Raw genomic sequence first — 18,992 nt, 5'->3', positions numbered from 1 at the left:
AGATGATCCATCTCAATGGCGTCACTGACGAGCCCTATGCATTCGGCAGCAGGCAGGCGCTGCTTTCCAACGTGGATCTCGACATTCCGGTCGGGCGCTATGCGCTGCTGTCGCCCGCGCCGGAACTGCATCGCCAGATCGTCGATGTGCTGTGCGGCTTGCGGCCGCCGCGCCAGGGTTTCGTCAAGCACGATGGCAACGTGTCCTGGGCGATAGGCCGCCAGGGCTTCATCCGCGGCAAGGCCAACGGCCTGAGCATGATCGACTTCGTCAGCGAGATGTACGAGATCGACGCGGATGCCACGCACGAACTGGTCGCCGACCTGGTCAGCGATCCCAGAACCCTGGCCAAGCCCATGGAGCATTGGCCGCTCTACGCGCGGCAGGAGTTTTCCTTCGCGCTGGCGCTGGCGCCGGCGTTCGATGTCTACGTGATCGAAGGGGCCATCCCTTTCGAGCCTTGCCGTTTCACCCGCCTGTGGCTGGCTCTGTTCGAAGAGCGCCTGGTCGGCCGGACACTCATTCTTTCCAGTTACCGCCAGAATCAGTTGGCGGACTATTGCTTCAAGGGTTTGATTTATGAACGAAGCGCACTCAGCATCGAAGACGACCTCGACCAGTGCATCCGCAGGTTCCCCCCGCGACGATCAAGGAGCGAATCCGGCACAGGCGACGACGTCCTCGGAGGCGGCTTCGATGAGGGCGGAATCGGCCTCTGAAGGCAGGTCCGAAATCGAACGCCGCCGCGGCGAGCGGCAATCGGCGCTGCGCGAGCGGCGCCGCCACCGCTGGATCAACACGCTCATCGTGCTGGCGCCGGTCGCGTGCGCCCTGGTCTACCTGCTGCTCTTCGCCACGCCGCGCTACGAGGCGGAGTCGCGCTTCTTCGTGCAGTCGGCCTCGGGCCAGCAAGGCGGTGGAGGGGCCGCGGCCAGCCTGCTGACCACGGGCAACGCGGGCGGCATGCTGGGCGGCTTCGTGGATGGTTGGGCGGTCGCCGACTTCCTCAAGTCGCGCGACGCCATGCAGCAGCTGGACAAGAAGGTCGGCCTGCGCCAGTACCTGATCCGTGCGGGCCTGGATCCGGTGAATCACCTGGCCGAAGACTCCAGCGAGGACGATCTCTTCCGCGCCTACCGGGCTTCCGTCAAGGTCTCGTTCAATGCGCTGGAGCAGATCGACGTGCTGCGCGTGAGCGCATTTTCCTCGGAGGACGCCGCGCTGCTGTCCAGGGCGCTGATCGAGCTGGCCGAGAGCTTCGTCAGCTCGATGAACGAGAAAGGCGTCGCCGACAAGCTGAAAGTGAGCGAGGAAGCGGTCAAGCTCGCGGAGCAGAAGGCCCTGGCCGCCCGGGAAACGCTGACCGCATGGCGGACTACGCACGGCAACATCGATCCCACGGCCACGGTGACGATGCTGCTGAACCTCTCCAGCCAGCTCGAAGGCGAGCTCAACACTGCGCAGATCAATCTCGACAAGATCCGCGCGTTGGGCAACAAGGACCATTTCATGCTGCGGCCCGCCGAGATGCAGGTGACTTCCCTGAAGAAGCGGATCGCGGCCGTGCGTCAGCGCCTGAGCGGCGCGGGCAACACGGAAGCGAAACAGCTCAAGTCCTACGAGGCGCTGCGCAACGCCCAGGCTTTCGCGGATTCGAACCTGACCCTGGCGCAGCAGACCTACCAGCAGGCCATGACGGACACGCTGCGGCTGCAGCGTTACCTGTCCATCATTGCGCAGCCGGTGCCCACGGACCGCCCGAGCAGTCCGCGCACGGGGATCCTGCTGCTGCAGGCGCTGGCGCTGGGTTTTGTGCTGATGTTCATCGCTCGCGTGGCGTGGGCGTTGTTGAGAGGATTGCGTCATGGTTGATACGGCAATTGCGGATCGTCCCGCTGGTACTGAGGCTGCGGCACGCTTGCGTGACGTGATCAGGCAGATTCACTCCTCGCCCGAGCCGCTGAACGACATGTCCATGCTGGAACCGGCGCTGCGCGAGGCTGCGGAGGGCTGGCGCGATGCCCGCCGCCTGCTGGTTTCGCCCTTGGTGCGGGAAGGCAAACTGGTTGCCGCGATCGCCGCGCTGGAGATCATGGTGGCGGTCTATCCAGCACGCGCCGACGAGCGCCGCCTGCTCGCCAGCCTGTTCGGGCGCACGGAGCAATGGGACCGCGCCATCGCCGAGGCGGACGCCGCCGCAGGCATCAAGCCCGGCGCGGCGGCGCTGCATGCGGCGCGCATCCAGTTGCGCGTGCAGGCCGGCCGCGTGGCCGAGGCTGCCGAGGTCGCGCGCGCGACCAGGAACCTGGCGGAAAACGAGCCTGGCGAAGCCTACCCCTGGCTGATGGCCTTCGTGCGCAATGGCGATGCGGCCGAGGCGGCAGGCATGGCCGCCGCCTTGGACCCGCGAGAGCTGCCCAACGAGCGCGTGGCGACGATGGCCGTGCGCGCCCTGCTGGATGACGGCAGGGTGGCGGCCGCCATCGCCTTCGGCGACGCGGCCCTGGGCGCGGGCCACGACTGCGCGGTCCTGCGTTCGTCCCTGGGTCTGGCGCATCTGCGGCGCGGCACCGAAGACGACCGCAAGGTACATGCGCTGGCGCACTTCGAGGCCGGTCTGAGCGCGGCGCCTGCGGATGTCAGGCTGTTGACGCTGCATGGCGAGACCCTGCTGCGCGCCGGGCGCTACAAGGAAGCCCTGACGCCGTTGAAGCAGGCCATCGACCTGGCGCCGGATCTGGAGCAGACGCGGGCCTTCTATGCGCGCGCGCTGCGCTACACGCTGCAGTATGACGCGGCGGCCGACCAGATGATGCATTTGCTGGAGAAGTCGCCCGAAAAGCAGCTCTGGCAGCGTGCGGCCATCAGCGCGCTGTCGCAGGCGGGCCGCAAGCAGGAGGCCGAGACGCTCTTCGGGCAGTACGTGGCGCAACGCGGCCAGCGGCTGCCGGCGACCTTCCAGGAGGCCATGACGCAGCTGGAGGAACGGCTGCACACCGCACCGATCCCGCAGGCGCGACTGGACTGGGCCTGGTCGATGCGCGGCGACACCAGTATCGATCGCGCGCAATGGGAGCGCCGCGCGCGCTGGGGCCATCTGGTGGACCACCTGCTGTTCGACTGGCTCGAATGCCGCGAGGAAAGCGTCGAAGAGGCCATGCAGGTGTTGGGAGAGCTGGATACCGGCGAGCGCTTCTTTGCGCCGCTGCTGGCGGGGGGCAAGGGTGTGGTGGTCGCCACCGCGCACGTCGGCCCCATGTATGCCGGGTTGATGGCGCTGGAACTGGTGGGCATCCCGTCGCGCTGGCTGGCGACCGCGCCCAGCATCGCGCAGAGCAGCTACTCCGCGGCGCTGATCTCCACCGCCGACCAGACCGAGGCGCAGGTCGCCAAGGCCTGCATGCGCGCGTTGACGTCGGGCTACGTGCTCTGCCTGGCGATAGACGGCGCGGCCAATCCGGCGGCGCCTCGCACCACCTTCGAAGGGCAGGACGTGACTTACTCCGGCTTCGCGTCCCACCTGGCGCATCGCATGGGCGTGCCCTCGGTGTTCTACGCGCCGCGCTGGGAGAACGGCCGCGTCGCCTACACGCTGGAGATGCTGCCCGCGGCCAAGCCTGGCGAGGACGCCGAGGCGTATTCCCTGCGCTGGCAGCAGGCCTATTTCGAACGGCTCAGGGAGCATCTGGCCGGTCCTCCGGAAAACCTGCGCCTGAGCGGCGGCATCTGGCGCCACGTCACGGCCGCGGACAATTCCGCGCAGCAATAGGAGCGAGTGCCGATGAAGGCTGCAATCAAAACCGCGGGCTGGCTGCTTGCCCTGGCCATGTCGTACGGCGGGACGGCCACCGCCGCTGAAACGTGCAAAAGCCCGGACGAGCATTGTCCGTCCGTCGCGGCGCTGCTGCAGCAGCGCGAGGGCTACGGCGCCCGGGCCACGGGCGGCCTGGGCGGCAAGTTCATCGACGTCACGTCCGATCAGGATTCGGGTCCCGGAACGCTGCGCGCCGCGTTGGCGCAGGCGAAGAAAGGACCTACCTGGATACGCTTCGCCTCCGACATGACCATCGTCCTGGATACGCAGCTGCGCGTGCCGTCCAACACGACGATAGACGGGCGCGGCAGGCGCGTCACCCTGATCGACGATGGCTTGGGCGTGTATGGCAGCAAGAACGTCATCCTCACGCACCTGACGATAGACGGACGCCTGTCGCGGCTTACGCAGGCCGTGAACGTGGCCAACAACAGCCGTGACGTGTGGGTCGATCACATGGATCTGTCGCGGATGTCGGACCGGCTGCTGAACGTGAAGAACGGGTCGACCGACGTCACGATCTCATGGACCAAGTTCCACAATTCGAACAAGGTCATGTTGCTCAACAACATTACGTCGAAGAACCTTTACGCCAACTACGACCGCGACTCGATTGCGCGCGTGACGCTGCACCACAACTACTTCCTCAACACCGTGCAGCGCAATCCGCGCGGGCAGTTCGGCACCTTCCACCTGTTCAACAATCTGCTGGAAGATTGGGATTTCTATGGCATGAGTTTCAGCCTGGAGGCCAAGGCCCTGGTCGAAGGCAATATCTTCAAGAACTCCGCGCAGCGCAAATGCGTGGAGCCGGAGTTCTTCCCCACGGTGGAAGGCATCAACGTGAACTATTGCCACTACATTCCGGTCGCCGCCAAGCGCAGCGCGCTGGAGAATGGCGAATCCGACCGCGGCGCCTATGAGACGCGGAAGGACGAACACGGTTATACGCGCGATTACAAGGCCTTCCTGCGGCTGAAGGACAATCTGTATCTGGGCGACGCGAAGCCGGTGTTGCAGGACTACCGGCCCGAGGCTGCGCCGACGCCGCCGTATTGCTATGGCTATGAAAAGCCCACGGCGGAGCTGGCGGAGAAGATCCGCAAGTTCGCGGGGAATACGGGCGGGGACACGCCGTTGCCGGTGTCCAGGACCGGGTCGGATTGCGGGGGATCTCCAGGCCAGTAGTCTCGCGGTTCGCAGAAGCGGAGCCGGACCATGCGGATTGAAGCTAGGTGCTGTTCGTGAAATACAGCCTATGATTTGTTTTCAGAGGATACAAATCATAGGCTGTGAAAACCCACAAACCACATTGTGTATTTCAGATTAACAGCCTAGACCTTGTATATCTGAAATACAGCTTGAGGTTTGTATTATGGATTTCACCGTACGCACCGCGACACAATTACCGGCCTTGCTCCAGGGGTTTCGCAAAGAGGCCGGCTTGACCCAGGCGGCCACGGCCTTGCGCCTTGGGGTCACACAACAGACTTTTTCCGCCCTGGAACGCAATGCCGACAAGGTCAGCGCAGACCGGCTGCTGCAGCTGTTGAGCATCCTGGGGGTCGAAATGGTCCTGCGCCAGCAAGGGGCGCAGCCGGGACCCGAAACAACATCCGAACCCAGCTGGTAAAGCCATGGGGCGACGTTCACATGCGCAGATCCTGGGCCTATGGATGAATGGCACCTATGTCGGAGAGTGGAGCAATCGACCCCATGCCGGCGAGGTCCTGCAGTACGACAAGGACTGGGTCGCCTCCGCGCCGGGCAGGCCATTGTCGCTGTCTCTGCCCTTCACGCCGGGCAATGGCCCGCATCGTGGCGACGTGGTCCGCGCATACTTCGAAAACCTGCTGCCCGACAGCAAGGAAATCCGCGAACGGGTTGCGCGCCGGTTCCGGGCAGGATCGACCGACGCGTTCGCCCTGCTTGCCGAGATCGGCCGTGATTGCGCCGGCGCCTTGCAGATCCTGCCTGCGAGAACAGCGCCTGCAGACGTGACGTCGGTGCAAGCCTCGCCCTTGAACGATGCCCAGGTGGCGCAGCTGTTGCGCAGCGTGCCGGCGCCGGCGGTTCTCGGCGGCCAGGCCATCGCCGAGGATGATTTCCGCATTTCCATCGCAGGTGCGCAAGAGAAGACCGCCTTGCTGCGGATGGACGGACAATGGTGTTTGCCCCAAGGCGCCACGCCGACGACTCACATCCTCAAGTTGCCGTTGGGGCTGGTTGGCAATATGAAGTTCGACCTGAGCGAATCGGTGGAAAACGAATGGCTGTGCTCGGAGATCCTGGCTGCCTACGGCATGCCCGTGGCGCGCACGGAAGTACTGAGCTTCGAAGACATGAAGGTGCTCGCCGTTGAACGTTTCGACCGCCGCTGGCAGGACGGCGGAGACGGAGCCCGTGGTCTCATCCGCCTGCCGCAGGAAGACATGTGTCAGGCCACCGGCACCCCGCCGCACCTGAAGTACGAGGCGGATGGCGGACCCGGCATCGAGCGCATTATGGGTCTGCTCGAAACCTCGCGCCATGCAGAGCATGACCGGCGGACATTTTTCCAGGCTCAGGTCCTGTTCTGGATGCTATGCGCAACGGACGGCCACGCGAAGAACTTCAGCCTGTTCTTGCGGCCTGGCGGGGCATATGAACTTACCCCGCTATACGCCGTGCTGTCCGCTTATCCGATCCTGGGCGAAGGGCCAGGCAAACTGTCGCCTGTCCGCGCGAAGATGGCGATGGCCGTGCGCTCGAAGAACCCACTCTGGCGCATGCGCGACATCCAGCGCCGCCACTGGCTGACGGTGGGCGCGCGACATGGCGTCGTGACGCCGGACGGCCAGGGAGTCCAGTTCGTCGTGGACGATCTGATCGCGCGCACGCCAGAGGCTGTGCGCATGGTCCGCGCCAGATTGCCGCCAGGATTTCCGCAGGCGGTAGCGGACGGCATACTGGGCGGCTTGCAGGCGGCGGCGGACAGGCTCGCCGCGTAGCTTTGGCGCGTGCGTAGCGGCGACTGCAATTCATCGTTCGTTGAGTACATACCGCCCCGGCGTCTCCCCCGTCATCTGCCGGAAGTACGCGATAAACGCGCTGTCGCTGGCAAAGCCCAGATCGAACGCCACCGCGGTCACGCTCTGGCCCGCAGCCAGCAGATCCACGGCGCGCAGCAGGCGCCAGAGCTGCCGCCAGGCCTGATAGCTCATGCCGGTTTCGCGTTGGAAGATCCGGGTGATGGTGCGCGTGCTCGCGCCGACGCGTTGCGATAGCGCATCCAGTTCGGGCGGCAGTTCCTCCAGGTTCAGGCCGGCCAGGCGGCGATCCGTGGGCACGGGCAGCAGCATGGGCTCCTGTCTTGCCGCGCGCAATTCGTCCATGCACACGGCCAGCAGGTTGCACGGCGCGCCCTGGGACCAGTCGGCGTCAAAGGGTTCCAGGCTGATGCGCTCGAACACCTCGCGCAATAGCGGAGTCATCGAAAGTATGGCCGCGGCGGCCGCGGGCGCCGCGATACGCGCGGTGTCCAGATAGATCGAGCGGTACTCGACTTCGCCGCGGATCATGACGCGGTGCTCGGTTCCAGGCGGTATCCATGCCGCGCGGATCGGAGGCAGTACCGCGATCAACCCCGGCATTGCTAGGCGGATGGAGCCCGCGTGAGCAAAGAGCAGTTGGCCCCGGCCATGGCTATGCAGGCCGGAATCGTGCCGTATCAGGCGCGATGCGATGCCCGTCACCGGCTGGGCCATGGTGTCGGGGTTGAACGCGTCGGTGGGTGCGAGCCTGGCCATTTGTCCGAGTTCCGATGTTTTTTGTCTTCCTGGCTACAACGGCGAAGGCGACGGCCGGCTAAAAAACGGACTCTCCGTTTACCGATACCGCCATGTCCCGCCGTCCGCCTCTTCTGCTCGTCATTCCGCTGCTGAGTTTTCCGCAGATCGTCGAGACGATGTACAGCCCCGCCTTGCCGTTGATCGCAACTGCCTATCGGGCCACGCCAGAGGAAGCTGCGCAGACGCTCTCGCTCTGGTTCGTGGCCTTTGCCTTCGGCGTGGTGGTCTGGGGTCGTCTATGTGATTCCCGGGGCCGCCGGCCGGCGCTGCTGGCAGGGCTGGCGCTATATGCGCTGGGCGCGGGCTGGGCCATGGCAGCGGGCGATTTCACGCAGTTGCTCGCAGCCAGATTGATCTGCGCCTTCGGCGCGGCCGCGGGCTCAATCGTAACGCAGACGGCGCTGCGGGATAGCTATCAGGGTCCGACGCTGGCCCGGGTCTTCTCCATTCTGGGAATGGCGTTGGCCGCGAGCCCTGCGGTCGGCATGTATGCCGGGCAGGAGATCGCGGCGGCCGGCGGGCTCCAGGGCGTCTTTCTCGCGCTGGTTCTGCTCGCCGTCGCGCTGCTTGGGGCCAGCGCGTTGCTGTGGCCGGAAACCCGGCCGCAGTCACATGCCGCGGCGCCCTTCTGGCCGACGCTGCGCGCCATGCTGCAAGACCGGGCGATCTGGCGCAGCGCGGCGCTGATCGCCATTTTCAACCTGGCGATTTTCGGCTATTACCAGCTGGGTCCATTCCTTTTCGCCCGCTTGCAGGATGCGTGGTTGGGGTTCGGCGAAAGCGGGTTGGCGCTGGCCGCGGCGTCGCTGTGCGGCGCGTTCCTGAACACGGCGCTGCTGCGGCGGGGGTATGCGTCCGAACGCCTCGTGCTGCTGGGTATTGGTCTGATGGCGCCAGGCGCGGCGCTGGTTGCCGCGTTTATCGGGAGTTCGGCGTTTCTCATCGGCATGGCCGTGATTGCAGCGGCCTACGCGATCGCGATACCCAACATCCTGGCCCATGCCTTGCGCGCCTATGCCTGCGCCGCGGGGACGGCTGGCGCGATCCTGAGCCTGATCTACTACAACCTGCTGGGGGCCTCGTTGGTTCTTGCGGGGCTGGGGCAAAGGCTGGATCTATTGTTGGGCTGCTGTGCCCTGTTGGCGGCCGCCGTGCACGTGAAATGGCGCCCCGGCGCTTGAGGCGGGGCTCCTGCGCCTCATGTCGATTGGGTGCTCTCACGGCGCAGGATCGAAACACGCAGGCCGGCGGGAAAGTCGGCAGCCGCGCCGCGCATGTCATAGCGCACCATCAGACCATGATTGTGTGCGATGCGGCGCGCGATCGATACGCCCAGGCCGCTGCCGGATTCTTCATTGCCGGCGGCGCGCACGAACCGGTCGCCCAGCCGTGGCAGGACCTCGGGCGCGATGCCCGCGCCAGCATCATCGATGAGGATGGCGCGGGCGCCAAGCGTCAGACGCACGCGTGTATGCCGCGGGCCATAGCGCACGGCGTTATCCAGCAGATTCTTCAGCATGATGGCCAGCGCATTGTTGCTGCCGGCCGTCGGAAGCGCGTTTTCCTTTCCGTCCGGCCATTCGATATCGATCTCGATGTCGCGCCGGTTTGCGATCCAGAGGCAGTCACCGACCGCCTGCTCGGCCACCAGGCTCCAGTTGACGGCGTCGTCAAAACCCGAAGGGCCGTTGCTGTCAAGCCGCGCCAGCGTCAACAACTGAGCTACCAGCCGGTCCAGGCGGTCCAGCCCCGCACCCACGCTGCGTTGGGCATCCGCTCGCAGCGTTGCGTCCTGCGCGCGCTGCGCCACTTCCCACTGCGCGCGCAAGGCGGCGAGGGGCGTGCGCAATTCATGGGCGGCGTCCGTGGTAAGGCGGCGTTCCTGTTCGATAAGACTGGCGACTCGTGCCAGCAAGTCATTCATGGCTTGCACGAGAATTTTGAGTTCCGCCGGCGCGGCAGACTCGGACAGCGGCGTGCCGTCATCGGGACGGCGATTCTCCAAGGCCTGGGACAGCATGCGCACGGGCCGCAGAGCGCGGCGCACGGAAAGAATGAGCATCGCGATGAGTACAGGCAGTCCGATCAGCCAGGGAGCGATCTGGCTTGCGATGTAGGCGACCATGAGATCTTCGCGCTCACCGACGCGCTGGCCCACCGCGACGCGCGTTGTCTTGTCGTCGCTGGCGAGGTAATAAATCCGCCATGGCACGCCGTTGACCGTACTGTCGACAAAGCCCTCCTGGGACTGGTCGCGCGGGAATTGGAGCGCTTCGGCATCCAGTACAAGCGGCGCGCCTGCGTCGCGCCATATCGCCACGGACAGGTCTTTGCCGCTGGCGTCTCCAGAGTTCGGCGGATGGGGTGCTTGAAGCGGGCCGGGAATGCTGGCGCCGGGGGGAAGCAGGGCCGCGACCGCAAGCGTCTGCTCAGCCAGACGCAGCATGTCGGTGTCGTAGAGCTCGTTGATTTCGTGTGCGGCGCGCCAGTAGGTGCCTGCAATGGTCAGCAGCCATGCCAGGGGAGCGGCCAGCAGCACGGCAATGATCAGCCTGCGCTGCAGCGTCATGCCTCGGTCTCCACCTGACCCAGCGCGTAGCCAGCGCCTCTCAGCGTACGGATCAGCTTGGGATGGATCTTCTTGCGCAGATGATGCACATGAACCTCGAGGGCATTGCTTTCCAGGTCGGAGTCCCAGTCGTAGAGCTTGTCGCGGATGAAATCGCGCGTCAGCACCCGGCTGGGATGCGTCAGGAATAGCTCCAGTAGCTGTGCTTCGCGTACGGTCAGATCCACCGCCAGTCCCTTCCACCGCGCTTCATGCGAGGCCGGCTGATACTCCAGGTCCCCATGGCGCCATACGGGTTCGGGCTTGCCCGCCAGCCGGCGCGTGACGGCGCGCAGACGGGCGGCCAGTTCATCCAGCGTGATGGGTTTGATCAGGTAGTCGTCCGCGCCAGCGTCGAGTCCGCCTATCCGGCTTTCGACGGCGTCGCGCGCGGTCAGTATGACCACGGGGACGTCGATTCCGGCTTGGCGCCAACGTGTCAGCAACGTCACCCCGTCTTCGGATGGCAGACCAAGATCCAGCACCACCGCATCGTAGTGCACGGCGCGCAGGGCATGGTCGCCCTCTTGACCGCTGACGAACCAATCCACCGCGTACCCCAGCAGCCGCAGGCCGTTCTTGAGGCCATCGCCTATCAGCGGGTCATCTTCGACGATAAGAATTCGCATTCAAGAACTCCTACTAATGGCTTGGATGAGATTACCACCGAGGCGCGGTTAATTTGGAGTTAAGGTTCGGCCCGTACGCTGCGGCCATCGTTAAAGCAAGCGCTTCAAATGGACCGACCAGAAATCATGACGCCGCAGCGCAAGGCCTCGCCACAGTCGACCGATTGGCCTTACACGGCTCCGCTCGCGCGGCCCCGCCCGGCATTGTTCGTGCATCCCTACGACGACCCGCAGCGCGGCTGTGTCGAATCCTATATCTACCTGCGCTACCGGCAGCGTTTTGGCGCTCGCCTGAAGCACTGGATGCCGACCTTGGTCAGCCTGCAGGCCGAAGGCCAGATCCTCGCCGCGGCAGGTTTTCGCGGCGCGGCTGAAACCCTGTATCTGGAGCGCTATCTTTCGGCGCCGGTGGAGCAGTACCTGCGTCAGCGCGACTTGTCCGTGGCCCGTCGCCACATCGTCGAGACGGGCCAGTTCGCCGCCGTCCGGCCGGGCGCGGGACGGCTGCTGGTGCCCCATTTGGCACTGCATCTGCACCAGCAGGGCTTCGAATGGGCGGTCAGCACCCTGACCTCCGAACTGCACCACCTGTTCTCGCGCATGGGTCTGGCTCATCAGCCCCTGGCCGCCGCCACGCCCGCGCGGCTGGATCCTGGCGAACGGCGCGACTGGGGCAACTACTACGAACATGATCCTCAGGTATTTGCCGGGCGCCTGAGCCTTATTCTGAATCGATTCGGCGAGTCTCAATCATGACCGGTCAGGAATTTCTTGCGTCGTTGACGCGCGGCGACCGTCGCTTGCAACCTGCCTTGCGTTCATCGGTGGCATTGACCTATGCAGAACTGTCGGAGCGGGTGCGGGTTTGCGCGGACGCGCTCTCTGCATATGGCCCGCGGGTAGTCGCGACGCTGTTGGACAACGGCGCGGATTGGATCGTTGCCGATCTGGCGTGCCTGGCGATGGGCGCCGTGCACTTGCCATTGCCGTTGTTCTTCACGCCGGAGCAGCGGCAGGCCGCGATGAGCGCGGCCGGCGCCAGCCTGCTGCTGACGCCGGCCAGCCGGCATGCGCAAGCAAGCTCCGACATGGATGTGTCCGAAGTCACCCAGCTCGGCGGCCTGGCGGTCAGGCTGCTGCCTTTTCCGGCGATTCCCTTGCCGGCTGGCACATCCAAGATCACGTTCACGTCTGGCTCCACCGGGCAGCCCAAGGGCGTATGTCTGGGCAGCGCCCAGATGCTGGATGTCGCGCATGGCCTGGCCGACGCCACGCGCGGAATCGGCATCGGCAGCCATCTCACTGCCTTGCCTTTGCCCGTGTTGCTGGAGAACATCGCCGGCGTCTACGCGCCCCTGCTGGAAGGCGCGTGTATCCACGTATCGCCGTTGGCGGAGGTCGGGCTGCAGGGATCTTCCCAATTCGATCCCGGGCGATTTCACGCGGCGCTGACGGCGTCCGAGGCCAATAGCGTGATCGTGCTGCCGCAGATGCTGCGCGCCTACGCCGCCTGGCTGGCAGCGACCCGGGCGCCTGCGCCACCGCAGCTGCGCCTGATGGCTGTGGGCGGCGCCGCGGTGGGTGCGCCATTGCTGGAGCAGGCGCGCAGGCTTGGTCTTCCCGCCTACGAAGGATATGGCCTGTCTGAAGCCGCTTCCGTGCAGACGCTGAACTTGCCGGGCGCGGATTTGCCGGGCTCGGCGGGCCGGCCATTGCCGCATGCGCGAGTCCGCATCGCCGAAGACGGCGAGATCGAGATCGCCGGGACGCCGTTTCTTGGCTATCTCGGCGTTCCGGCGACGGCCGGCGATTGGTGGCCGACTGGCGATCTTGGTCGCCTGGATCCCGCAGGGTACCTGCATGTAGAAGGCCGCAAAAAGAACGTTCTCATCACGGGCTTCGGCCGCAACGTTTCGCCGGAGTGGGTCGAGATCGAACTGGGCAATCAGCCCGAGATCCGCCACGCAGTCGTGTACGGCGATGGCGAAGCCGAGCTGGGCGCCGTGATCTGGCCCCAGGGCATGGCTTCGGCGGCGGCCATCGACGCGGCCATAGCGCGGGCCAACCAGCGGCTGCCCGACTACGCCCGCATTGGCCGCTGGCTTCAGGCGCGCGCCGAGTTCTCGGTGGACGGGGGCATGGCTACCGCCAACGGACGGCCCCGCCGAAGCGCGATTCTTCAACAGCATCCGGACCTGTTCCAAAGCGTCCGGCCCTTTTCTCGGGTGTAAACCAAAATGCCATTTTTCGATTCTCTCGTGGACGCAACGCGGGGCAGCCGGGAAGCGCTGGTCCAGGCGCCCATCATCCAGGACTGTCTGCGCGGCGAGGTCGCGCTGCCTTCATACATCCGCTTCCTGGCCGAGGCCTATCACCATGTGCGGCACACGGTGCCCTTGATGCACGCGTGCCGCACCCGCATGCCGGGCCGCCTGGCATGGATGGACGCGGCGCTGGAGGAATACATCGAGGAGGAAACCGGCCATGACGAATGGATACTGAACGACCTGCGCGCGGCGGGTGCGGACGCCGAGGCGATCAAGTGCGCGGGCCCTGGCCCGGATACGGAAATCATGGTGGCCTACGCCTACGACACCATCATGCGGAACAACCCGGTGGGCTTCTTCGGCATGGTCCACGTACTGGAGGGAACGAGCGTCGCGCTGGCTCTGAACGCTGCGGACCGGATCCAGCAGGCGTTGGGCCTGCCCGGAACGGCCTTCAGCTATCTGCGCTCGCATGGCACGCTTGATCAGGAGCACACCGCACATTTCGCCGAATTGATGAATCGGCTGGAGCATCCCGACGATCAGGCGGCCGTCATCCATGCGGCGCATATGTTCTACCGCTTGTACGGTGCGATCTTCCGCGGACTGCCGCGAGCCGCGGCCGGGAGCGTGCCGGCATGAAGATCAATCAGGCCTCGGTCGTGCTTACGGGAGCTGCCGGCGGGTTGGGCAGCGCCATCGCACGCATGTTGCGCGCCGAAGGAGCGCGCGTGTTGCTGGTCGGAAGGCGCGCCGGTCCCACGCTGGAACTGGCCAAGTCATTGAGCCTGGATGCTCATGACCGCAGCGCGGTAGACGCCCTCGTGGTGGATATCACCACGCAGGAAGGGCGGGCGGCGATTGCGGATGCCGCCGCGGCGCGTCGCGCCAACGTGCTCATCAACAACGCGGCGGTCGCGGGGTTTGGCGCGGCGGGCGCGATGGACCCTGAGCAGACCCAGCAGATCTTCGATACAAACGCCATCGCGCCCATGCTATTGACCGCCAGCCTGCTGCCCGTGCTGCTTGGCCAGCCGCGCGCTCAGGTCTTGAACATAGGCTCCGTGCTGGGCAGCCTGGGCGTTCCCGGCTTTGCGGCGTACGGCGCGTCCAAGGCAGCCCTGCGTGTCTATACGGAATCCCTGAGACGCGAACTCGCGGACTCTCCCGTGCGTGTCCAGTATTACGCCCCGCGCGCCATCGATACACCCTTCAATGCGGCTGACGTCATCGCCTTCAACCAGGCGACCGGATCGCCGACGGACAGCCCGGAGGCGGTCGCCCGTGCCGTGCTGCGCATGCTGGAAGCGGAGACGGCCCAGCGCTACGCCGGCCTGTTCGAAGCCCTGGCGGTCCGGCTCAACGCACTCTTTCCGCGCCTGCTCGACGGCGCATTCACCAAGCATCGGCGCGCCTTGAGGCCGCCGCCGCCGCAATCAGGAGTCTCATCATGATCCGCAGAGCTTTCCTGCGTTACGCTTCATCGGCCATGCTTGCCATGAGCGCATATTCCTTTCTTCCCGCAGCCCAAGCGGAGCCGGCCGACATGGACAACGCCATCGGCGCCTTGCAGAAGGAGTGGGCGGAGATTCAATACCAGACGCCAGAAGCGAAGCGGGAGACCGGCTTCGAAGCCCTGGCGCAGAAGGCGCATGCCGTGACCGCGAAGTACAACAACCGCGCCGAGCCTCACATCTGGGAAGGCATCATCCTGAGTTCCTGGGCTGGGGCCAAGGGCGGGCTGGGCGCGCTTGGCATCGCGAAGCAGGCCAAGGCCGAATACGAGACCGCGATCCAGATCGACAGCAACGCGCTAAGCGGGTCCGCGCTCAACAGCCTCGGTGTGCTGTACTACAAGGTTCCTGGCTGGCCGGTCGGCTTTGGGGACAATAAGAAGGCCGAGGCGTTGTTGCAGCAGGCGCTTGCGATCAATCCGGATGGCATAGATCCCAACTATTTATATGCGGATTATCTGGTTTACCGGAACCGCAATGCGGAGGCGGCCCCATATCTGGAGAAGGCGTTGCGTGCGCCCGCGCGCCCTGGGCGCGAGCTCGCCGATCGGGGGCGCAGGCAAGAGGCCGAGGCCCTGCTCAAGAAAGTTCGTGGCTGAGGCGGGGTTCCAGCTCCGGAGGCGGGTAATCAGTGCGCGGGGCGGGCGCTGGCCATGATCAAGTCAGATGCACCGACGACGCGATCCCCTGGTCCGCCATCTTCGAATACGGGCAGATCGATTCCGTCTCGTGGACCAGCGCCAAGGCGAGGTCCTTCGGCAGTCCGGGCAAGGAAATCTCCAGCCTGGCCTTGATGCAGAACAGGCCGTCAAACGCTTCGCGGGCGAAAGTGGTGGTGCAGTGAATGGCGAAATCCGCCGGCAGCGGGACACCGTTCTTCATGGCGACCAGCTTCATGGCGCCATGAAAGCAAGCGGCAAAGCCGGCCGCGAATAATTGCTCGGGATTGGTGCCGCCGCCGTTGCCGCCAAGCTCCTTGGGCAACCTGAGTTCGAGTTCCAGTTCGCCGTCGTTGGAGATCGCGCGGCCCGACGATCTGCCGTGTCCGGAAACGCCGGCAGTCACGGACACGGTGGTCGTGTACAGGGGCAGGTCCTCTGTGCCGACATAGGGTTCCAGGAGCGAAACAGAGGGCGCGGACGGGGCTTTCATGGGGGACTCCTCAAGTGCGGATATGCGGTTTGCTGTTTTTTCCGCGGCAACTATAAAGTTGTCCCCTATGGGCGAAAAGACAGAATTTCTGTTCTGACCGGCATCTTTTCTTGTACCGTCAGCGCCGGCTTCCTAGGCGCTCTTCTTGATATTGGCAAGCCGGTGCAACTCGTCCACGTCAAGGATAGCCAGCCCGCCATAGTAGGTTTCCAGCACGCCCGCGCGAGCTAGCCTCGCAAGCGCTGCATTGCAGCGTTGCCGCGAAATGCCGCACAGGCCGGCGATTTCTTCCTGGGAAACCTTCAGGCGTCCGTTGGTGCCGGAATGCCTCTCCGCATTGAACTGCGCGGCGACGGCGCGCGCCACCGTGGTGTCGACGTCGAGCAGCACGTTGGACGTGAAGCTGCTCATCAGCCAGTCCACGCGTTGCGCGAGATGCATCATCAGCGCCTTGGTGAACTCGATGTTGTTGTTCCAGAGACGTTCACAGGTTTCGCGCGGCAGAATCACGATCTGGCTGGGCCGCAGCGCGACCACCTCGTACTCGAACCGCTCGCGGCGGATCATGGTGGCTTCGCCGAACCAGCTGCCGGTGCTGAAGCCGGCCAGAGACAGGGACTTGCCGTCCGCGCCCGGCGAGGACCATTTCACCAGCCCCTGCACCACGCCGTACCATCCCGGCGAGCGGCTGCCCGCGCGGAACAGGAACTGGCCCGCGGCCAGCGTCACGACGCGCAATTCCGCGCGGATCAGGTCGCGTTCGAGTTCCGGCAAGCCCTTGTACCAAGGGACGACGTCGAGCATCTTGTCCACCGCCCCTTGCGTGCGCCGCCGCCGCGCGCTCAGGGGTTCGTCGCCGGCGTCGGCAAGCCGTTCGCCCATGTGTGCCTCCTTCGTAGCCGTTGTGGTGCCGCTCAGGTAAACCCTAGGGTGCTTTGTCACCATGATGACTGTCCGCGGTCTGGGGCCGGCACCAGAATAGCCGAGGTCCCAGACGCCAAAACCCACAAGAGGAGACAAGCATGTTGCCCATGCAAGGCATGATGTCCCGCAGCGCCCTGGCCTGCGGCCTGGCCGTGACGCTGCTGCACGCCCCTGCGGCCCAGGCGCAGATTTCAGACGATGTTATTCGAATCGGCTTCATCACCGACATGTCGGGCGTGTACTCGGGGCCGGACGGCCCGGGCGGCGCCGAGGCCATCAAGATGGCGATCCAGGAGATGGGCGGCGAGATCAACGGCAAGAAGATCGAACTGCTGACGGCCGACCATCAGAACAAGGCGGACATCGCCTCGGCCAAGGCACGGGAATGGTTCGACCAGATGGGCCTGGACATGCTGATCGGCGGCACCAATTCCAGCACGGCATTGGCCATGTCCAAGGTTGCGGCCGACAAGAAGCGGCCCATCATCGTGGTGGGCGCGGGCGCCCCGGCGCTGACCAACGAACAATGCACGCCCTACACGCTGAACTACGCCTACGATACCGTGGCGCAGGCGCGCGGAACGGGCGCGGCCGTGGTCAAGGCGGGCGGCAAGAGCTGGTACTTCCTGACGGCCGATTATGCCTTTGGCCACGCGCTGCAGGCGGACACTACCAAGGTGGTCCAGGCCGGCGGCGGCACGGTGGTCGGATCGGTCAAGCATCCGCTATCGGCCAGCGACTTTTCTTCGTTCCTGCTGCAGGCGCAAAGCAGCAAGGCGGAGATCCTGGCCCTGGCGAACGCCGGCGCGGACGCCACCAACTCGATCAAGGCCGCCAATGAGTTCGGCATCACCAAGACGATGCGCCTGGCCGGCCTGATCATGTTCATCAACGACATCCACGCCATGGGGCTGCCCGCCTCGCAAGGCATGTATCTGACGGACAGCTGGTACTGGAACGCATCGGACGAGACCCGCGCCTGGGCTCGCGCCTTCTTTGAAAAGCGCAAGGCCATGCCCTCCTCGCTGCAGGCGGCCGATTACTCCGCGGCGCTGCAATACCTGCGCGCGGTCAAGGCCACGGGTACGGATGACGCCGACCGCGTGCTGGCCTATCTGCGCGAGAACAAGCTGAACGACGTCTACATCAAGAACGGCGTAGTGCGGCCGGACGGGCGCGTCGTGCACGACATGTACTTGCTGCAGGTCAAGACGCCGGAACAGTCCAAGGAACCCTGGGACTACTTCAACGTCGTGCAGACCATCGACGGCAACCAGGCCTTCACCACCAAGGAAGAGAGCCGCTGCGCGCTCTGGAAGTGAACCTCATGAGCAAACGCAAAGTCATCGTGACCATCGCCCCGACCGGGGGCATGGCATTCAAGAGCCAGAATCCGCACCTGCCCACGCAGCCGCTGGAGATCGCGGAGGACGTGTACCGCTGCTATAACGCGGGCGCCAGCGTGGTGGCGCTGCATGCGCGCCGTCCCGACGACCAGGCGACTTGCGACGCTTCGGTGTACCGGCAGATGAACCGGCTCATCCGCGACCGCTGCGACATCGTGCTGAACAATTCGACCGGCGGCGGCGTGCATGGCGACATGGTCAAGGAAACCTCTCCGGGAACGTGGGAGATCCTTTGGGAAGAACGGCTCAAGGGCATGGACGCCGGCGCCGAGATGTGCACGCTGGACGCCACGACCTTGAACCTGGCGTTCGGCGACCGCGAATACCTGATGAACACGCCGCTCACCAAGGCCCGCGAACTGGCCGCTGGCATGCAGGCGCGCGGCATCAAGCCCGAATGGGAGGTCTTCAGCCCCACGCACATCCTCCAGGACGCCACGACGCTGATCGAAGAGGGACTGGACGAAGGGCCGCATTTCATCAACCTGGTCATGAACGTGCATCGCAACTTCCAGAACGCCATGCCATTCTCGGTGCGGCATTTGCAGATGATGGTGGACCTGCTGCCCAGGAACAGCATCTTCTGCGTCAGCGGCATCGGCCCCGCGCAGCTGGAGGCCAACATGGCCGCTCTGCTGCTGGGCGGCCATGCGCGGGTCGGCCTGGAGGACAACCTGTACTACCGCCACGGCGAACTGGCTACCAACGTCCAGCTGACCGAACGCATCGTGCGCATCATCCGTGAAATGGACATGGAGCCCGCCACGCCCGCGGAGGCGCGCGAGATCCTGGGACTGCCGCTCAAAAGCGGCATCCGTCCCGAGTTTGCGCTCTGAACAGGAAACGCC

The 18,992-nt window shown here is 65.1% G+C and carries 19 protein-coding genes; 14 read left to right on the top strand and 5 right to left on the bottom strand.

Translation table 11 applies throughout. The annotated features are described in order from the left end of the window. Positions 1-2 precede the first annotated feature (2 nt). The 6 genes from ACM1PE_RS27825 (at position 3) to ACM1PE_RS27800 (ending at position 6,804) form a co-directional block, all read left to right on the top strand. Complete coding sequence (locus tag ACM1PE_RS27825; protein WP_251878543.1) at positions 3-719, top strand: ATPase; 717 nt, start codon at positions 3-5, stop codon at positions 717-719. Continuing rightward, a complete protein-coding gene (locus ACM1PE_RS27820; RefSeq protein ID WP_118932276.1) occupies positions 697-1,872 on the top strand; it encodes a sugar ABC transporter in 1,176 nt (391 codons plus the stop codon). Before ACM1PE_RS27825 ends, ACM1PE_RS27820 begins: the two co-directional genes overlap by 23 nt. Further along, positions 1,865-3,769: a Vi polysaccharide transport protein VexE gene (locus tag ACM1PE_RS27815; protein WP_419341660.1), complete on the top strand. Its 1,905-nt coding sequence runs from the start codon at positions 1,865-1,867 to the stop codon at positions 3,767-3,769. The genes ACM1PE_RS27820 and ACM1PE_RS27815 overlap by 8 nt, the downstream gene beginning before the upstream one ends. Positions 3,770-3,781: 12 nt before the next feature. Further along, positions 3,782-5,002, top strand: coding sequence for a pectate lyase family protein (locus ACM1PE_RS27810; protein ID WP_118932278.1), 1,221 nt, complete (start codon positions 3,782-3,784; stop codon positions 5,000-5,002). A 184-nt stretch (positions 5,003-5,186) separates the two neighbouring features. Further along, complete coding sequence (locus ACM1PE_RS27805; RefSeq protein ID WP_419343862.1) at positions 5,187-5,447, top strand: helix-turn-helix domain-containing protein; 261 nt, start codon at positions 5,187-5,189, stop codon at positions 5,445-5,447. A gap of 4 nt (positions 5,448-5,451) precedes the next feature. After that, entirely contained in the window at positions 5,452-6,804 is a 1,353-nt protein-coding gene (locus ACM1PE_RS27800) for a type II toxin-antitoxin system HipA family toxin (protein WP_419341657.1), read from the top strand. Between the two features lie 30 nt (positions 6,805-6,834). Here ACM1PE_RS27800 and ACM1PE_RS27795 read toward each other — a convergent pair whose 3' ends face one another. Next, positions 6,835-7,602 carry an AraC family transcriptional regulator gene (locus tag ACM1PE_RS27795; protein ID WP_419341655.1) on the bottom strand — a complete coding sequence of 256 codons (768 nt, stop codon included), beginning with the start codon at positions 7,600-7,602 and terminating at the stop codon, positions 6,835-6,837. Between the two features lie 92 nt (positions 7,603-7,694). Here ACM1PE_RS27795 and ACM1PE_RS27790 point away from each other — a divergent pair, with 92 nt between their 5' ends. Next, entirely contained in the window at positions 7,695-8,825 is a 1,131-nt protein-coding gene (locus tag ACM1PE_RS27790; protein WP_419341654.1) for an MFS transporter, read from the top strand. Between the two features lie 17 nt (positions 8,826-8,842). Here ACM1PE_RS27790 and ACM1PE_RS27785 read toward each other — a convergent pair whose 3' ends face one another. Further along, complete coding sequence (locus tag ACM1PE_RS27785; protein ID WP_419341653.1) at positions 8,843-10,213, bottom strand: ATP-binding protein; 1,371 nt, start codon at positions 10,211-10,213, stop codon at positions 8,843-8,845. Next, positions 10,210-10,881: a response regulator gene (locus ACM1PE_RS27780; RefSeq protein WP_059376936.1), complete on the bottom strand. Its 672-nt coding sequence runs from the start codon at positions 10,879-10,881 to the stop codon at positions 10,210-10,212. The genes ACM1PE_RS27785 and ACM1PE_RS27780 overlap by 4 nt, the downstream gene beginning before the upstream one ends. 126 nt (positions 10,882-11,007) lie before the next feature. Here ACM1PE_RS27780 and ACM1PE_RS27775 point away from each other — a divergent pair, with 126 nt between their 5' ends. From ACM1PE_RS27775 to ACM1PE_RS27755, 5 genes are read left to right on the top strand one after another with little or no spacing between them, the layout of a single operon-like run. Next, positions 11,008-11,637, top strand: a complete 630-nt coding sequence (locus tag ACM1PE_RS27775) for a thermostable hemolysin (RefSeq protein WP_059376938.1) — start codon at positions 11,008-11,010, stop codon at positions 11,635-11,637. Continuing rightward, entirely contained in the window at positions 11,634-13,112 is a 1,479-nt protein-coding gene (locus ACM1PE_RS27770; RefSeq protein ID WP_419341648.1) for an AMP-binding protein, read from the top strand. Before ACM1PE_RS27775 ends, ACM1PE_RS27770 begins: the two co-directional genes overlap by 4 nt. A gap of 6 nt (positions 13,113-13,118) precedes the next feature. After that, positions 13,119-13,790, top strand: coding sequence for a TenA family transcriptional regulator (locus ACM1PE_RS27765; protein WP_251878555.1), 672 nt, complete (start codon positions 13,119-13,121; stop codon positions 13,788-13,790). Further along, positions 13,787-14,602, top strand: a complete 816-nt coding sequence (locus tag ACM1PE_RS27760) for an SDR family oxidoreductase (protein WP_059376945.1) — start codon at positions 13,787-13,789, stop codon at positions 14,600-14,602. The genes ACM1PE_RS27765 and ACM1PE_RS27760 overlap by 4 nt, the downstream gene beginning before the upstream one ends. Then, the gene (locus ACM1PE_RS27755) at positions 14,599-15,261 is read left to right on the top strand and encodes a hypothetical protein (RefSeq protein WP_419341646.1); all 663 of its coding nucleotides are present in this window, start codon (positions 14,599-14,601) and stop codon (positions 15,259-15,261) included. Before ACM1PE_RS27760 ends, ACM1PE_RS27755 begins: the two co-directional genes overlap by 4 nt. Before the next feature lie 58 nt (positions 15,262-15,319). On the opposite strand, the gene ACM1PE_RS27750 is transcribed toward ACM1PE_RS27755, so the two are convergent. Both ACM1PE_RS27750 and ACM1PE_RS27745 read right to left on the bottom strand, forming a co-directional pair. Then, a complete protein-coding gene (locus tag ACM1PE_RS27750; RefSeq protein ID WP_419341645.1) occupies positions 15,320-15,814 on the bottom strand; it encodes an Ohr family peroxiredoxin in 495 nt (164 codons plus the stop codon). 132 nt (positions 15,815-15,946) lie between these two features. Beyond that, positions 15,947-16,696 carry a Crp/Fnr family transcriptional regulator gene (locus ACM1PE_RS27745; RefSeq protein WP_223283354.1) on the bottom strand — a complete coding sequence of 250 codons (750 nt, stop codon included), beginning with the start codon at positions 16,694-16,696 and terminating at the stop codon, positions 15,947-15,949. Between the two features lie 140 nt (positions 16,697-16,836). On the opposite strand from ACM1PE_RS27745, the gene ACM1PE_RS27740 reads away from it, so the two are divergent. Further along, positions 16,837-18,060 carry an ABC transporter substrate-binding protein gene (locus tag ACM1PE_RS27740; RefSeq protein WP_373429040.1) on the top strand — a complete coding sequence of 408 codons (1,224 nt, stop codon included), beginning with the start codon at positions 16,837-16,839 and terminating at the stop codon, positions 18,058-18,060. Between the two features lie 5 nt (positions 18,061-18,065). Then, positions 18,066-18,980, top strand: coding sequence for a 3-keto-5-aminohexanoate cleavage protein (locus tag ACM1PE_RS27735; RefSeq protein ID WP_192330587.1), 915 nt, complete (start codon positions 18,066-18,068; stop codon positions 18,978-18,980). Positions 18,981-18,992 lie beyond the last annotated feature (12 nt).

It is taken from the genome of Achromobacter sp. PD1, from assembly GCF_048541815.1.
Lineage (GTDB): Bacteria > Pseudomonadota > Gammaproteobacteria > Burkholderiales > Burkholderiaceae_B > Achromobacter > Achromobacter bronchisepticus_A.
The sequence above is the reverse complement of the archived record's forward strand: the minus strand, read 5'-3'. Positions and strand labels throughout refer to the sequence as shown.

Bases quoted from the DNA above. Each gene is read 5' to 3' on its own strand.
- ACM1PE_RS27825 (WP_251878543.1), top strand. From the start codon at position 3: ATGATCCATCTCAATGGCGTCACTGACGAGCCCTATGCATTCGGCAGC.
- ACM1PE_RS27820 (WP_118932276.1), top strand. From the start codon at position 697: ATGAGGGCGGAATCGGCCTCTGAAGGCAGGTCCGAAATCGAACGCCGC.
- ACM1PE_RS27815 (WP_419341660.1), top strand. From the start codon at position 1,865: ATGGTTGATACGGCAATTGCGGATCGTCCCGCTGGTACTGAGGCTGCG.
- ACM1PE_RS27810 (WP_118932278.1), top strand. From the start codon at position 3,782: ATGAAGGCTGCAATCAAAACCGCGGGCTGGCTGCTTGCCCTGGCCATG.
- ACM1PE_RS27800 (WP_419341657.1), top strand. From the start codon at position 5,452: ATGGGGCGACGTTCACATGCGCAGATCCTGGGCCTATGGATGAATGGC.
- ACM1PE_RS27795 (WP_419341655.1), bottom strand. From the start codon at position 7,602: ATGGCCAGGCTCGCACCCACCGACGCGTTCAACCCCGACACCATGGCC.
- ACM1PE_RS27790 (WP_419341654.1), top strand. From the start codon at position 7,695: ATGTCCCGCCGTCCGCCTCTTCTGCTCGTCATTCCGCTGCTGAGTTTT.
- ACM1PE_RS27785 (WP_419341653.1), bottom strand. From the start codon at position 10,213: ATGACGCTGCAGCGCAGGCTGATCATTGCCGTGCTGCTGGCCGCTCCC.
- ACM1PE_RS27780 (WP_059376936.1), bottom strand. From the start codon at position 10,881: ATGCGAATTCTTATCGTCGAAGATGACCCGCTGATAGGCGATGGCCTC.
- ACM1PE_RS27775 (WP_059376938.1), top strand. From the start codon at position 11,008: ATGACGCCGCAGCGCAAGGCCTCGCCACAGTCGACCGATTGGCCTTAC.
- ACM1PE_RS27770 (WP_419341648.1), top strand. From the start codon at position 11,634: ATGACCGGTCAGGAATTTCTTGCGTCGTTGACGCGCGGCGACCGTCGC.
- ACM1PE_RS27765 (WP_251878555.1), top strand. From the start codon at position 13,119: ATGCCATTTTTCGATTCTCTCGTGGACGCAACGCGGGGCAGCCGGGAA.
- ACM1PE_RS27760 (WP_059376945.1), top strand. From the start codon at position 13,787: ATGAAGATCAATCAGGCCTCGGTCGTGCTTACGGGAGCTGCCGGCGGG.
- ACM1PE_RS27755 (WP_419341646.1), top strand. From the start codon at position 14,599: ATGATCCGCAGAGCTTTCCTGCGTTACGCTTCATCGGCCATGCTTGCC.
- ACM1PE_RS27750 (WP_419341645.1), bottom strand. From the start codon at position 15,814: ATGAAAGCCCCGTCCGCGCCCTCTGTTTCGCTCCTGGAACCCTATGTC.
- ACM1PE_RS27745 (WP_223283354.1), bottom strand. From the start codon at position 16,696: ATGGGCGAACGGCTTGCCGACGCCGGCGACGAACCCCTGAGCGCGCGG.
- ACM1PE_RS27740 (WP_373429040.1), top strand. From the start codon at position 16,837: ATGTTGCCCATGCAAGGCATGATGTCCCGCAGCGCCCTGGCCTGCGGC.
- ACM1PE_RS27735 (WP_192330587.1), top strand. From the start codon at position 18,066: ATGAGCAAACGCAAAGTCATCGTGACCATCGCCCCGACCGGGGGCATG.